This is a genomic window from Psychrobacter sp. DAB_AL62B, from assembly GCF_028895345.1.
In the GTDB taxonomy this organism is placed as follows: Bacteria; Pseudomonadota; Gammaproteobacteria; order Pseudomonadales; family Moraxellaceae; genus Psychrobacter.
Map to the genome: position 1 here is coordinate 77,963 of NZ_SAXC01000010.1, position 14,637 is coordinate 92,599.

Annotated in this window: 12 protein-coding genes and 1 rRNA gene; 4 read left to right on the top strand and 9 right to left on the bottom strand. The window is 40.8% G+C overall.

Features of this window, described 5'->3' with window-relative positions:
* Positions 1 to 104: 104 nt before the first annotated feature.
* The 4 genes from EPB74_RS11720 to EPB74_RS11735 all read right to left on the bottom strand — a co-directional run bounded on the left by EPB74_RS11720 (position 105) and on the right by EPB74_RS11735 (position 3,734).
* Entirely contained in the window at positions 105 to 404 is a 300-nt protein-coding gene (locus EPB74_RS11720) for a hypothetical protein (RefSeq protein ID WP_079692747.1), read from the bottom strand.
* 224 nt (positions 405 to 628) lie between these two features.
* On the bottom strand, positions 629 to 1,663 hold the full coding sequence (locus tag EPB74_RS11725; RefSeq protein WP_274904317.1) for a DUF4062 domain-containing protein: 1,035 nt from the start codon (positions 1,661 to 1,663) through the stop codon (positions 629 to 631).
* Between the two features lie 199 nt (positions 1,664 to 1,862).
* Positions 1,863 to 2,852: a glutamate racemase gene (gene murI / locus EPB74_RS11730; protein WP_274904318.1), complete on the bottom strand. Its 990-nt coding sequence runs from the start codon at positions 2,850 to 2,852 to the stop codon at positions 1,863 to 1,865.
* A 147-nt stretch (positions 2,853 to 2,999) separates the two neighbouring features.
* Entirely contained in the window at positions 3,000 to 3,734 is a 735-nt protein-coding gene (locus EPB74_RS11735) for a DUF1285 domain-containing protein (protein ID WP_079692750.1), read from the bottom strand.
* A gap of 650 nt (positions 3,735 to 4,384) precedes the next feature.
* Between EPB74_RS11735 and EPB74_RS11740 the strand changes: the two genes are divergently transcribed.
* A complete protein-coding gene (locus EPB74_RS11740; protein ID WP_274904330.1) occupies positions 4,385 to 6,022 on the top strand; it encodes an electron transfer flavoprotein-ubiquinone oxidoreductase in 1,638 nt (545 codons plus the stop codon).
* A 142-nt stretch (positions 6,023 to 6,164) separates the two neighbouring features.
* On the opposite strand, the gene EPB74_RS11745 is transcribed toward EPB74_RS11740, so the two are convergent.
* Entirely contained in the window at positions 6,165 to 7,661 is a 1,497-nt protein-coding gene (locus EPB74_RS11745; protein WP_274904320.1) for an alanine/glycine:cation symporter family protein, read from the bottom strand.
* A 1,037-nt stretch (positions 7,662 to 8,698) separates the two neighbouring features.
* On the opposite strand from EPB74_RS11745, the gene EPB74_RS11750 reads away from it, so the two are divergent.
* The 3 genes from EPB74_RS11750 (at position 8,699) to EPB74_RS11760 (ending at position 11,650) form a co-directional block, all read left to right on the top strand.
* Positions 8,699 to 8,959, top strand: a complete 261-nt coding sequence (locus EPB74_RS11750) for a DUF4212 domain-containing protein (RefSeq protein ID WP_011514563.1) — start codon at positions 8,699 to 8,701, stop codon at positions 8,957 to 8,959.
* Positions 8,960 to 8,963: 4 nt separating this feature from the next.
* Positions 8,964 to 10,832 (top strand): sodium:solute symporter family protein, encoded by a 1,869-nt coding sequence (locus tag EPB74_RS11755; RefSeq protein ID WP_274904321.1) that lies wholly within the window; start codon positions 8,964 to 8,966, stop codon positions 10,830 to 10,832.
* Positions 10,833 to 11,104: 272 nt separating this feature from the next.
* Complete coding sequence (locus tag EPB74_RS11760) at positions 11,105 to 11,650, top strand: hypothetical protein (protein ID WP_274904322.1); 546 nt, start codon at positions 11,105 to 11,107, stop codon at positions 11,648 to 11,650.
* A gap of 81 nt (positions 11,651 to 11,731) precedes the next feature.
* Here the strand turns inward: EPB74_RS11760 and EPB74_RS11765 are convergent, their stop codons facing one another.
* The 4 genes from EPB74_RS11765 to rrf all read right to left on the bottom strand — a co-directional run.
* Positions 11,732 to 12,337 (bottom strand): rhomboid family intramembrane serine protease, encoded by a 606-nt coding sequence (locus EPB74_RS11765; protein WP_274904323.1) that lies wholly within the window; start codon positions 12,335 to 12,337, stop codon positions 11,732 to 11,734.
* A gap of 36 nt (positions 12,338 to 12,373) precedes the next feature.
* Positions 12,374 to 13,426 (bottom strand): 5'-nucleotidase, encoded by a 1,053-nt coding sequence (locus EPB74_RS11770; protein WP_274904325.1) that lies wholly within the window; start codon positions 13,424 to 13,426, stop codon positions 12,374 to 12,376.
* A gap of 430 nt (positions 13,427 to 13,856) precedes the next feature.
* The gene (locus tag EPB74_RS11775; protein ID WP_079692756.1) at positions 13,857 to 14,075 is read right to left on the bottom strand and encodes a dodecin family protein; all 219 of its coding nucleotides are present in this window, start codon (positions 14,073 to 14,075) and stop codon (positions 13,857 to 13,859) included.
* 456 nt (positions 14,076 to 14,531) lie between these two features.
* Positions 14,532 to 14,637 (bottom strand): 5S ribosomal RNA (rrf, locus tag EPB74_RS11780); the annotation flags it as partial.

Genomic DNA, 14,637 nt, shown 5'->3' on the forward strand with positions numbered 1-14,637 from the left:
CTAAATAGCGTGGCTTTTTTTATCATTTCAGCTCTAAAATTATTTAAGACTTAGCACAGTTTATATAGTAGCCATACTTATACCGCTACCTTTAGATTTAGACATTAAACGATAGGTGGTGGATTGGGTTTACCATTTTCGCCATCCCAGTTTTCACGGGCTTTATCATCTAAGTCAGCAGGGGTTTTTGGCTCCCATTTGCCATTTTCTTTCCATGTCTTATCGCCCCAATCCGCATCTTCTTCTTTTCTATCTAAATCCTTATAGGCTTGGGTAGGATCAATGCCGCGGCGCTTCATATCTGCTACTTGTTCTTCTAGCGTATGAAACTGGTTTGCCGCGTGCATGGTTTCTTCTAAGCTATTTAATTCATTCTTTAGTGCATCATTTTTAGCATTACTCATTGTCTACTCTCCCTAATTATTCAGTATTATTATGTGCTTATCCTATTTATTATCACCGGTCTTAAATATATTCACAACCGTTGCGACGTATGCTTTGTATTACAAAACGTAGCCATAGCCCAAAAGTTAGCAGCATAGAACAAGACCATAGATATGCATATCATCGTAATCGTAAACATAGACATAGACATAAAATTTATAAGCAAAACAATTGATGATATAAACTAGGTCAAGGGTAAAGGTCTTGGGTTCTCTGTCGTTGGCTTCTTTTCTACAAGCAATCCTTTTGCATAAAAGGTTAATTTCCAAAGCTCTTGTGTTACCCGAGTGCCATAAGTCGTTAATTGTATCCAATTGGCAGCAACCAATTGACGCTGCAATTGGTTTAAGTCATCTTGAGAAATTTGACAGCGTGATACAGCATGGACGTTTGGCATTTCTCTCTTGATATCCGGCTCAGCTCTGGTTGCGACTAAACGATTGATAGCGCTTTGTAAACCATAGCTTGAAAAAGTAGCCGGTATCTTTATTAGAGCGATTAACACCTCTTGCCACGTCAATAACATTGATCTCGTCACGTCCGTTAAGTTGCCACCCTCATAAGCTTGGGCTTTATATTGAATCTCGAAGGTTTCTGTTAATACGATTGGTTTGCTGACACTATCAGGCATCAGATGATTAGGAACGACAGAATCAGCTTGCTTAGTAACTTTGCCAGTAGATAAGATATTAGCCGATTCTTCAGAGACAGCTGGTTTATTAGATTTCATCAATGCTTCGTCACCAACTCTTACCCAGCCATCACTTACTTCATGATTGGCAACCATCTTATAGTAAGCCTGAACCAGTAATGATTCGATGTCATTTTCTGTTTCATAATAATAAATCTTATCGGCTTTCTTGATAACGGTACTGGTAAACTCATTCAATTGCCGACTGATAATGGCATCGCTATGATGCTTCTTAACCAATATCAGTAAAGGCTTGAGCTTAGCTTTGGCATTTAAATAACTCAAATGCATTTGACTCACACCGGTATTTTGCGCAGTACCATAGCTATCACCAATAATCATCAACGCATAATCACAAGCATCAATACATTGGCGACCATATAGCGACGCTTTTGGCAATTTACTAGAAACGTCATAGGTTAAAAAGGCACGCGCTTGAAAAAACACCGCAACACTATCCAAGACCAACAACTGGTCGTTGTCAGCGCATATGACGTGAATATGATAGCGACGGTTTGGCACACTCACCTCTAAGCTTAGTTAGGTAGTCACATAAATTGATATAGAATAAGACACAATTTAAATATTCTGCTTAGCAAATACTAGCCTAGCATAATCTTGCTGAAATGCGTTCAGTTTATTTCTAATACCACTAACGTAATACGGGATTATAACAGCTGTACTCATATTAATCATGTCGACAGTCCACACTAAGATTGAGAGGGCGCTAATATTTAGAGGAAACATAATATTGTAAATGTGTTTCCTCACCAAGTAAGCGCCGTATTAATAAAGCCAGTTTTTGATCATACTTAGTCGCATAAAAGGTCAACGGCAGCTGAGTGTTTATCATCGTTGTACCATTACTCTCTAGAGCATTTTCATCCAAACTGTTTTTAGGCAATGCTGACAGCTGGTTTGCCAGCAGTAATTGCTTGACGCGCTCAGCGATCGCCTGCCCTGAATCGACAACGTCCATCGACAGCTGATGCTCTGCAATTTCTTGCAATAAAAAAGACTTAAAAAACGGATAATGAGTACAACCTAGCACCAACTGATCTACCCCATCTTCAGCAAATACTTGTAGTTGCTGGCGTAGACGCTGAGCAGTTTCACTATCCTCTGGCATACCCAACTCTACCCAAGGTACCAATTGCGGATCGAAATACTTGGTGACGATTGTAGCGTTAGGACTGGCAATACTAGTGATAACGTCATTAAGTAACGCACCGTTTAAAGTCGCTTTGGTTGCCAATACCGCGACATGACCACTTTTACTCGCCAGTACCGCAGGCTTTAGTGCTGGTACCAAACCCACAATAGGCAGCTGCGGATAATAGTCTCTTGCGGTTTCTAGCGCATAAGCAGAGGCACTATTACAAGCAATAACGATGAGCTTGCAACCTTGTTGATACAGCCATTCTACCGCTGCCAGTGTCAACGCTTTGATATCTTCACTATCACGATTGCCATACGGCACATGTAAGGTATCAGCATAATAAACGTAGCGCTCATTCGGCAACTGCTGGGCTAAATGCAGATAAACAGACAGACCGCCAATCCCAGAATCAAATAAACCAATTGGAGCATTACGGTCTTTATTAACCGTCTTTTTCGTCACATCGCTATTAAGTACCGTTTTTTCAACAGTATCGCTATTAGCGATTACTGAACGTATATCGATCATACTAGCCACTGTACTTGCGGCAATTTTCATTTTTATTTTACCGCCGTTTTCATATAAATATTGTCCTACTCATGCTGCTGATAAAGGTGTCACTTATTGAAAGGCTAGAAACTTAAACGCTAGAAACGTGAATATTAGAAACTTGAATAAATGGCATTAATGAGCAAAGCCTCATTTTCACCCAGCTGGCATCGATAACTGATAAGATTTACCCCCACTTTGCAGGGTTAGTATCGTCTCACCATCGCGCTCTGTCAATTCGCCAATGTCGGTCAAATGATAGAATGCATTACGACCAATAAGCGCCGTTAAACCATTTCGAACTGTCATATAAGGACGTATTTGCGCCTCGGTTTCTGAGCGCTTGTTTTCTTCATGATTGTTTTCTTCATGGCTATTAGCATTATTAGTTTCACTATTACCGTCAGCTATATAAGTATTTAAGCTGATAAGATGCTCATCATCTAAACGTGCAACATCACCAGTGGTCGTCGTGAATTCCAACCAACTGGTATCATTTTCATTAACGATACCAACATCATTGATGAGTAGCGGTGCATCTTCAACTTGAATACGAAGTTTTTGTACTGGGGTCTTCAAAAAATACTCAACGGTGCCATTATTCTCTTCTTTCCATAAAATAGTGGCAAACAAATTGACTAATGACTCTCGGGTCATATGCCCCCCTTCATGCCACCATTCACCATTGGCCTTGATAATCAAATCCATATCAGCAACTTGTTCAGGGTGCCATTTTTCTAGTGGTGGTATGGCGCGTCCTTCGCGTGTTCCTGCTGCAGACTTAAAATATTGGCTAAGCGCATCCACATTATTTAGCTCAGATAGCATATCGCTTGGGGCTTCAGCACCATATTTACTAGTCGCATCGACGCTTTTATTATTGTCATTCATCGTAGAATCCTTTACGTAGTAATCAAAGTTTGGCAAATCTGTTATTACTATAAATTTTAGTTTCGGGTATGATGAAACAACATCGTCATTACGCCCTCACTACATCCACATTACCTTAACACTGATGGCTATAAATGCGTATCGTGTTTGTGGGACTTTTCTTTTATAATAAGTAATGATTTCTTATTTAAAATGGTCTAGTGGGTATCGTGTTAATGACACATTTTACGTTATGTATTGAGATTTTTTAAGAAAATCCTTTCACAATAACGTCGTCAACTGATGTCGCAAAGACCATTTTTATCGGGCAGCCATATGTCTGAGTAAAGTTAGCGCTGCAAACCTTATTATTCACTTGTTAAGCTAATGATGCCCTGAGATAAGCCACTAAAAGTTTAGGAGTAGGTATGCAAGAGCAAGACAATCAAATGCCAGTCATTGATGGTGACACTGTAACTACTGATACACCAGTAGCGACAGAGATGGCAAATCTAGAGACAGCAGAGCCAGTAGCTGTGATAGCAGAAGTGCCAGCTGAAGAGCTTGCCGTGAAAGAACCGGCTGCTGAGACAGTAGCAGTAGTGATAGAAAAAAAACCTGAGCCCGTAGTACAGCCTGTGGTGGCGGAACCCGAGATTGAACGCGAATCGATGGAGTTTGATGTCATCATCGTAGGTGGTGGACCTGCCGGTCTCTCTGCTGCCATCCGTCTACGCCAGCTTGCTATCGCAGCAGGCAACGACGAATTCATGGTCGCTGTGGTCGAAAAAGGCTCTGAGTTTGGTGCTCATATCTTATCTGGTGCAGTTATGGAACCGCGAGCCTTAGACGAGCTGATACCTGATTGGAAAGCCAAAGGCGCACCGCTCAATGTTCCAGTGATTGAAGATCGCGTGTACATGTTAAGGTCAGCGACTAAATCGACCAAGCTTATGGACTCCATTATTCCAGCCAGCTTGCACAACGAAGGCAATTATATTGCATCATTGGGTAATGTCGTTCGCTGGTTAGCGGCTCAAGCCGAAGAGCTAGAAGTCATGATGTTCCCCGGCTTCCCTGCCGCCGACATCTTATATAACGATGATGGCTCAGTTAAAGGGGTGTTGACTGGCGATATGGGTGTAGCGGCAAGTGGCGATGCTAAGCCGAGCTTTGAGCCCGGCTATGAGTTACTAGCTAAGTATACTATCTTTGCTGAAGGCTCTCGTGGTCACTTAGGCAAGCGCCTAATCAGCCGCTTTAACCTTGATAAAGACTGCGATCCCCAGCATTACGCGATCGGTATTAAAGAGCTGTGGGACATTAATCCCGAAAAACACGAGCAAGGCGTCGTCATGCATGGTTCAGGTTGGCCACTAAGCGATACCGGATCTTCTGGTGGTTGGTGGTTATACTTCGATGAAAACAACCAGGTCAGCTTCGGTGTTGTCATTGATCTTTCTTACTCTAACCCTTACATGTCACCGTTTGATGAATTACAGCGTTTAAAATTACATCCGGTTATTCGCAACATTTTAGAAGGTGGCAAACGTCTTTCTTATGGGGCGCGCTCACTCACTAAAGGTGGCCTTAACTCTTTACCAAAATTCACCTTCCCAGGTGGTGTGTTGGTAGGTGACGACGCTGGATTCTTAAACTCTGCCAAAATCAAAGGCACGCATACTTCAATAAAGTCAGGCATGTTAGCAGCCGAAGCGATCTTTGAAGCACTACAAGCCGACCGCCAACATGACGAAGTAGTGACCTTCACTACTATGTATAAAGAATCTTGGTTATATCAAGATAATTATGAAGCGCGTAACTTTGCCCCAGCTATGCATCGCATGGGTCAATGGATGGGTGGCGCTTTCAACTTTATCGAACAAAACTTGATGGGCGGCAAAATGCCGTTGACCATTCATGATAACTTATATGATTATGACCAGTTAGAGCGCGCAGAGCACGCCTATCAGCCAGAATATCCTAAGCCTGACGGTAAGCTGACGTTTGATAAGTTATCGTCGGTATTTATCTCAAACACCAACCATGCTGAAGATCAACCAACGCATTTAAAAATGACCGATTCTACCGTTCCTATTTCAATTAACCTACCATTATATGCTGAGCCAGCACGTTTATTCTGTCCAGCTGGTGTTTATGAAGTGGTGAAAGATGCTGAAGGAGCCAAGTTTGTCATCAATGCGCAGAACTGTGTGCATTGTAAAACTTGTGATATCAAAGATCCTTCGCAAAACATCACTTGGGTAACGCCAGAAGGCGGCGGTGGTCCTAATTATCCAAACATGTAAAACATGATTTAGATAGTTATTTTTTAAGAAAACGCTTCTTTTAAGAAAAAGCTCCAAAAAAAACCGCCCTTAGCAATAAGGGCGGTTTTTATTTATATAAAATTTATAACAGCTTATTTTAATTTATTTTTTAATCAGGCTTTTAATCGCTCCATGCATCACGATTGGCTTCGTCTTTAAGCTTCACAAAATCATCGGGATTGAATTTAATTTGTTCACCTGTTTTGCCCTCTTTAATCTGACGCTCGTAGTCACGTAATATTCTCAGTGCTACCGGTGACAAGATGAGAATAGCCGTCAAGTTGACCAATGCCATTAGACCCATTGATAAGTCAGCAAAGTTCCAGATAGTAGGAAGACTTGCGATGGCACCGATGAATACCATGCCAAGCACCATAAAGCGGAATATCATGATCATCACTTTGGCATTTTTGGCACCGGAGATAAATTCAAGATTTGACTCGCCATAACTATAATTGGCAATGATAGAAGTAAATGAGAAAAAGAAAATAGCAATCGCGACAAAAATCACGCCCATGTCGCCCACATACTGTGACAATGCTAGCTGTGTCAGCTGAATACCTTCTTGTTCAACACTAGGGTCAACCACACCAGAGAGAATAATAATGGCGGCGGTCGCTGTACAGATAACCAATGTATCCATAAACACACCCAGCATCTGCATAAATCCTTGCACCGCTGGATGATCAGGATGGCTTTTTGCTGTTGCTGCGGCATTAGGCGCTGATCCCATACCTGCTTCGTTCGAGAATAAACCACGCTTAATGCCATTAATCATCGCTTGCGCAATACCATAACCAATCACACCGCCCGCCGCTTGCTCAAAGCCAAATGCTGATTTTACAATCAATACAATCGCTGCTGGGAACTCACTAAAATTGGTAACAATAATATATAGCGCCAATAAAATATATAAAATTGCCATCACTGGTACGACTTTACCTGCGATACGCGCAACCGAACGTAAGCCACCGAACACTACTGGTGCCACCAGCGCTACCAATACTAAGCCTGTCATCCATGTTGGAATACCAAACGCTTCATTGGTCGCCTGTGCAATAGTGTTTGACTGCACACCGTTGAATGCCAAGCCAAAAGCAACCAGCAAACAAAGCGAGAAAAATATCGCAAGCCAGCGCTTACCCAAGCCTTTTTCAATATAATAAGCCGGTCCACCGCGATACACATTATCGGTATGCGGCACTTTATATGCTTGGGCTAAAGTGGATTCAATGAAACTGGTCGACATGCCGACGATCGCCGTCATCCACATCCAAAATACAGCCCCAGGTCCACCAAGGTAAATAGCAATTGCAACCCCAGCTAAGTTACCAGTACCAACACGCGCGGCAAGCGAGGTCATCAATGCTTCAAATGAGCTGATGCCACCATCTTTACGCCCTTGGTTGGAAGTACGCAATAACGCCCACATATGCCCAAAGTGACGAAACTGGATAAAACGCGTCGCAACGGTAAAATAAAGACCCGCGCCAATCAAGACGAACATCAGTAGTCCATACCATGGATTGCTGGCGATCAGCCAATCATTATTGCCCCAAATTATACTAACACCATAATTAACGATGCTATCAAACCAACCTATTAGCCCTTCGCCCATAGTACCTTCCCCTCACTTACATTTTATGCTTTTAGCATATTTTATAGATTGATATGATTAACGATTTATTTGCATTTTCAATACTTCAATGACGCTTATTAAGACCACTGACTATCTATAACCATTTAATATCTGCTCAATATAGTGGCAAAGTAAATCACCAATATTATGGTGCAACATTTTAACTGACTACCATGGTATTTGATGCTATTTAACTGTTTCAAACCTGCATTTTTATCAATACATACTTCCAAACTTTTGGAAGGTATTACATTAAATAATGAAAAATTATTTTTATAAGTAATTTTTTATAAAAAACTTTTAAGACTGGATTTTATATATTAATTTCAGTTTTTATTTACATAAACCCTATTTAAATATAAATAACCTGTGTCATCACATTTATTAATCGGTTTATTAATAATATTTCTGAAATAAATGCTCTTTATTACTAATAAATCTTAATAGGTCTATAAAATTAAATCCTTAGTATAAATAAGGTCTTGGCATGTTATCCTAGTAACATTGGTTGCTTTAACAACTTTCACTAACATAAGTCAGCCATAGTTTCTACGAAGCAAATATTTAGTTACATAAAGTAAATTAAATTTATTTATTGTTAATTAGGTCAATATTGTATATATTCCTAATAAGTTCACAAATATCCCTTGCAATATTGATAGGTATGAATAAAAAGTTTAAGTACTAAAAAAACTTCATCAGGAAGATGAAGATAATAATAAGACAGAGGATTGTCAGCCAACACCGACCCTCCTCCATGAATATCCATATTCACCTACTATAAATTTAATCAAGCCATAACCAATACACCTTGTTAGATATTTCGGTTTTAGGCGATTAACACCATTAATTTACAGTGCAATTTTTAGTAATGCTAAGCAAATCAACATCAATTTTTGTATCAATTTCACTGATAAAAGTTTGCTTATGTGTTTGATAACTTTGGGTTACTTATACTGACAAGTCAGGCTCAAATTAGTAACCTTATTTTTATGTTAGGCAAAAGGAGTTGTCCTATGGAGAACCACAACGATTCATCAGGTTATTGGCGCGCCAATCTCCGTCTCATTAAAGTTAGCCTCGTCATTTGGGCTTTAGTCTCTTATGGTTTTGGCATCTTGCTACGTCCATTATTGTCAGGTATTAGGATAGGTGGTACTGATATAAGCTTTTGGTTTGCACAACAAGGTGCCCTTATAGTATTTATCGCCTTAATCTTCTTCTATGCATGGCGCATGAATAAACTCGATAAACAATATGGTGTAGACGAGGAATAGTCCTATGAGTCAATTTACGATTAATATTATTTTTGTAGGTCTATCCTTCGCTTTATACTTCGGTATCGCTTGGTGGGCACGTGCAGGTTCGACTAGTGAGTTCTATGTTGCTGGCGGCGGTGTGCATCCCGTAATGAACGGTATGGCAACGGCTGCTGACTGGATGAGTGCTGCGTCATTTATCTCAATGGCAGGTATTATTGCAACTGGCGGTTATGCTGCATCAACTTATTTGATGGGCTGGACAGGTGGTTATGTACTACTGGCCATGCTCCTAGCACCTTACCTACGTAAATTTGGTAAGTTCACGGTTCCTGATTTCATTGGTGACCGTTTTTATTCTAAGACTGCTGCTATGATTGCAGTTGTCTGTTTGATTATTGCTTCAACCACTTATGTTATCGGTCAGATGACGGGGGCTGGTGTGGCATTCTCACGCTTCTTAGAAGTTGATAACACCACTGGTCTGATTATTGCGGCTGTTGTTGTATTCTTCTACGCGGTACTTGGCGGTATGAAAGGGATTACCTACACGCAGGTTGCGCAGTATGTGGTTCTAATGATCGCTTATACAATTCCTGCAGTCTTTATCTCACTTGAGTTGACGGGCAACCCGATTCCAGGTCTTGGTTTGTTCTCAAACCATGTTGAAGCAGGTATTCCTATCCTAACCAAGCTTGATCAAATCGTCGTCGACTTAGGCTTTACTGCTTATACCGCTGATGTACCGAACAAGCTAAACATGGTGCTATTTACCTTATCACTGATGATTGGTACAGCGGGTTTACCGCACGTTATCATTCGCTTTTTCACCGTTCCTAAAGTCGCTGACGCACGCTGGACAGCTGGTTGGACATTGGTATTTATCTCGCTACTATACTTCACCGCACCTGCGGTAGGTGCTATGGCGCGTCTAAACCTAATCGATACCATTTATCCACAAGGTGTTGATGCACCTGCTATCGAATATGATCAACGTCCAGACTGGATGAGAACATGGGAAGATACCGGTCTTATTAAGTACAACGATCTAAACAACGATGGTCGTATTCAGTTATATGCTGATAGTGGACTTGGCGCAGCTGAGCTTGCATTAGCTACAGCAACCAAAGACGGCGGCGATGTTGCAGCAGCAACGACTACCGTTGAAAAAGCAAAAGCAGAACATGCTTTAGAACGTGATGGTATCTTTGTTGATAGAGGCTGGGCAGGTAACGAGCTTGATGTCAATGCTGATATCTTAGTCTTGGCTAACCCAGAAATTGCACAGCTACCAGGTTGGGTCATTGGTCTTATCGCCGCAGGTGGTTTGGCAGCAGCGCTATCAACAGCAGCTGGCCTACTACTCGCTATTTCATCAGCGATCAGTCATGATTTAATCAAACGTAACCTCAATCCTAACATTACTGATGCAGGCGAGCTAAAAGTGGCGCGTATCACTATGGGTATTGCGATTGTGATTGCTACATGGTTGGGTATTAACCCACCAGGATTTGCTGCACAGGTCGTTGCATTAGCCTTTGGTATTGCGGGTGCCTCACTGTTCCCTGCATTGATGATGGGTATTTTCTCTAAGCGTATTAACAACCTTGGCGCTATCGCTGGTATGTTAACAGGTCTGATTAGTATCTTAGTCTATATCTTTGTCTTCAAAGGTTGGTTCTTCATTACTGGTACTGCCAACTTCCCTGATACTGAAGAGTACTGGTTATTTGGTATCTCGCCATTATCATTTGGCGCGGTCGGTGCATTGCTTAACTTTATCGTAGCATTTGCTGTTTCTTATGCGACTGCTCCACCACCGTTACATATCCAAGAGCTCGTTGAAAGCGTACGTTCTCCACGTGGAGCTGGCGGCGCAATCGACCACTAAGCTAGCAAGTGAAGTATCTGCTCTTTTACGATAATATATCACTCACAGGCAGCAGCTGCTTGTGAGTGATTTTTTTATCCCAATCTGGTGATAGAGTATTTTTTAAATACTATTTATCCAATCATGATAGTTTTATTCACCCCTCTTCAAAGTAAAAATGATGAGAAAGGTGAGCATAACTGCCATAATAAATGCGCTTAAAAAAACTTGAACATGTAATTTTATTTTAATAATTGGTATGAAATGCGCTGATGGCGTTAAGGAAAAGTATTATGCTTTTTGAGTTTATCGCGACCATAGCGGCTGGATTTGGTTTAGCTGGAATAGCCCTTGTCATAACTCACCTCAGCAAACTTGCAGGTAAAAAAGCGCCAAGATGGCTTATTCCATTATTTGGTGCGATCGGTATCTTTGGCTTTCAAATAAGCCAAGAATACAGCTGGCTTGATCAACAGGTTGCACAGCTCCCTGAAGGTGTTCATGTCGTCAAAAAAGTTGAAGAAGGCACTTGGTTTCGCCCGTGGTCATACGTTAAACCACAAACATTGCGCTTTATAGCAGCTGATAGTGGACACGCTCGTGCTAATGCGGATAACCCAGATGTTTATTTGGTCAATTTATATTTGTTTGAGAGACGTAGAAGTGTTCAGCAAGTACCGCAAGTGATTGATTGTGCCGCCCCTGCTCGTGCCGATTATGTGCTACAAGAAAAAGGCAGTAAGCTAACTATTGATGAGCACGTGAAACAAACGACTGCTTGGCGTCCATTACAGAAAAATGACCCTCTATTTATCAATGTCTGCTTAAGCAAAAAATAAGTGAATAGTAAAGTTAATACTAATTTAACGAGGCATTTTTCTTATTCTTTAATATTAAAGATATTGTTCTAATAGTAGAAATTAATAACGCTTGGTTATGCTTGTATAAGCATGCTTCGAGTTTGCACCTAACAATAAGCCGGCGCATAGACCACCGAAGTGCGCCGCAAACGAGATACCTTGCTGCGGCATCAAGCCTTGCTTAATGGTGAGCCAATACCCTGCTCCCATCACGATACAAGCTAACAAATAGCCCCAACGTCTTGCGAACACTGCCCCACCTATCATATAACCGAGCATCGCAAAACATAGCCCTGACGCACCGATATGAATAGATAATGGCGAGGCTATCAACCAAGTCATCATACCTGAGGCGACAATAAGCTTAAGAATCGTGCGATAAGCGTTATTTTCGAACAAGCCAAACAAAAATAAAATCTGTAGTAATACCAAGGTATTGCCTAGCAAGTGGGCAAAATTACCATGCATTGTCCATGAAGCTAAAACGCCGATCATACTGCCCACGTCTAATGTACGTGGCACAATACCAAAAACATTCCATATACCGAAAAATACGGTGTCATTGAGAAAAAACATAATCCACATTGGCAATAAGACAAAAGCATATAAACCAATAACTTGTTTGAGACGGGTAATCACGAGCGTCATCACTTGCTGCCACTTCATCTGTTGTTGTATCCTCTTGATCTGATTAAAAGTATATTAGTGATTTGCAGTCAACATCGTGTTTTGTACTGGTTTAAAAGATAACGATGACGCATCCTTATCAGCCGTTAGAACACTATTGGCGTGTAATAGCGAGGTTGAATGATAAGGCACCAATGCCGTCGGTACAAAGCCACGAGCCGCCTCGATATGTTTTACCGAATCATCAAAGAAAATATGCGGTGCAAATGTTTTGAGTACTGAAGTCTTTTCAAGCCCTCCTAAAAAAAACGCCATATCAAGATCTACGCCCCAATCACGCAACGTTTTGATAGCTCGCAGATCAGCTGGCGCATTACGTGCTGTTACTAATGCTATCTTCATAGGACAAGAGTCCAAGCTTGCAGGCAGACGCTCTTGCATTTTGGACAGCTTAATCAACAGTTCTGCATACGGACCTTTTTCTATCGGTAAATCGCGCATTTGGGCTTCGCGGTCATGAAAAGCCTGCAACCCTTTTTGCTTATAAAGCAGCTCGCCTGAATCATCAAATAACACCGCATCACCGTCAAAAGCAATACGTAATTGCTTGGTATCAAGCTCGTAGGTATTGACTGGCGTTGCATCTAATATCGCACAGGCACAAATATCAGCATCGGCGACCTGCTGCGCGTCCTCACGATTGGTCGTCAAAAACAAATCTACATTAAAATCTTTAATATAAGGCGCAACAGCACTGCCTGATATAAAGGCTGAACGTGAGATGGTTAGATCATGCTCACGTATTGCATTGAGCACTTGAATACCGGTATCAGGGCTGCTTTTTGAGACAATGACTACCTCGACTAACGGCGTTTCAATACCTGATACTGAATCAGAGCAATGCTCACAATAGTTATTTAAATGAAGAAGCGCTTTGATAAGTGGATAGCCTGCGCCAATACTCAGGGGATCATCTTCGCGCTCTGCCATATAGTCGCGAAACTCTTTGATCGCCTCGGTAGGTCGCTGCCGCAATAAATCTAACAGATGGTTTTCTGATGCCGATAAATCAAATAAAGCGGTCGCAGAAATTGCGACTATCAAAGTATTACTAAAATCGATTGCCATAATTATTCTACTTAACTATTTTTATGTGAAGATGTTATTTATATGAACATGTTATTTATATGAACATGTTATTTATATGGAAATAATACAGAAACAAGGTCTGTAAATAAGGTTTATCGAGTTTACTACATCTCTAAAAACTTATAATGAGGATAAAAGTTATGATAATGTCGTTATACTGTCAAAACCTTATACCTATAGACTTAACCACATAAAAAAAATCATATTATCACTACGACAATGTGGCAGAAAAAGTAAAAACTTTAAAGCCTGCCTTACTAATCATGATAAACGTTCTCCGCTCATTATCGATAACATATTTAAAAGCTAACCATGATGCAAAAAAAAGACTGCAAACGCAGTCTTTTTTTATAATCTATATCGTTAAAAACTAATCTGGATTTAGATCATAAACCTAGATATCAATCTGCTAACCTAAATCAGAATCATCACTCACAACAAAACTAACGATCATAATGACGTGGTATTTATCAATCTTGCCATCAGTGATACCGACTTTTTGTTCTTTTACCCACGCACCTTGGACGTTATTGATTGTTTTAGCAACTTGAGCAACTCCTTTTTGAATCGCATCTTCGAAACTAGTCTTAGAGGTACTACTCACTTCAATATTTTTTGCAATAGTCATAATATTTCTCTCATCCATGTGATTTTAAAATATACTACTTTTTAAGACAGCGCCATACTGACTGTAATTATCAAACAAACTGCCTTATTATTATTCTAATGATATTTTTATAGGCCAGTAACACGCATCTGTATAGCAACAGCACCTAACTGTTACTTCATGTAGCTTTCTTTACGCCGCCTAATATTTTCCTATAATTATAAAAAGTGTTCTAATAGCGCCATTGCTATATTATTTTAATATTGAGCCATAGCGTTAACTATATGAAAAAAGCCATAGTATCATCATGATAATATGGCTTCTTTGGAGTAAAGCCTTACCTCTTGAACTGCGAAGCGGCATCTTTCAGACCTGTATCATCACCAGTATTTAATTTATAGCTCCCTAAAGCACCAAATCCCACGCAAAGAATATCCCCCGTCTAGTTACCTAGTCGGGGGATATTCAGGAATAGAGAGCTGACGATGACCTACTCTCACATGGGCGGACCCACACTACCATTGGCGCGACGATGTTTCACTTCTGAGTTCGGGAAGGGATCAGGTGGGGCCATCGTGCTATT

What these genes read in the sequence shown, in the direction of transcription:
- EPB74_RS11720 (WP_079692747.1), bottom strand. Translation starts at nt 404, where the DNA reads ATGAGTAATGCTAAAAATGATGCACTAAAGAATGAATTAAATAGCTTA.
- murI (WP_274904318.1), bottom strand. Translation starts at nt 2,852, where the DNA reads ATGAAAATTGCCGCAAGTACAGTGGCTAGTATGATCGATATACGTTCA.
- EPB74_RS11735 (WP_079692750.1), bottom strand. Translation starts at nt 3,734, where the DNA reads ATGAATGACAATAATAAAAGCGTCGATGCGACTAGTAAATATGGTGCT.
- EPB74_RS11740 (WP_274904330.1), top strand. Translation starts at nt 4,385, where the DNA reads ATGGAGTTTGATGTCATCATCGTAGGTGGTGGACCTGCCGGTCTCTCT.
- EPB74_RS11745 (WP_274904320.1), bottom strand. Translation starts at nt 7,661, where the DNA reads ATGGGCGAAGGGCTAATAGGTTGGTTTGATAGCATCGTTAATTATGGT.
- EPB74_RS11750 (WP_011514563.1), top strand. Translation starts at nt 8,699, where the DNA reads ATGGAGAACCACAACGATTCATCAGGTTATTGGCGCGCCAATCTCCGT.
- EPB74_RS11755 (WP_274904321.1), top strand. Translation starts at nt 8,964, where the DNA reads ATGAGTCAATTTACGATTAATATTATTTTTGTAGGTCTATCCTTCGCT.
- EPB74_RS11760 (WP_274904322.1), top strand. Translation starts at nt 11,105, where the DNA reads ATGCTTTTTGAGTTTATCGCGACCATAGCGGCTGGATTTGGTTTAGCT.
- EPB74_RS11765 (WP_274904323.1), bottom strand. Translation starts at nt 12,337, where the DNA reads ATGAAGTGGCAGCAAGTGATGACGCTCGTGATTACCCGTCTCAAACAA.
- EPB74_RS11770 (WP_274904325.1), bottom strand. Translation starts at nt 13,426, where the DNA reads ATGGCAATCGATTTTAGTAATACTTTGATAGTCGCAATTTCTGCGACC.
- EPB74_RS11775 (WP_079692756.1), bottom strand. Translation starts at nt 14,075, where the DNA reads ATGACTATTGCAAAAAATATTGAAGTGAGTAGTACCTCTAAGACTAGT.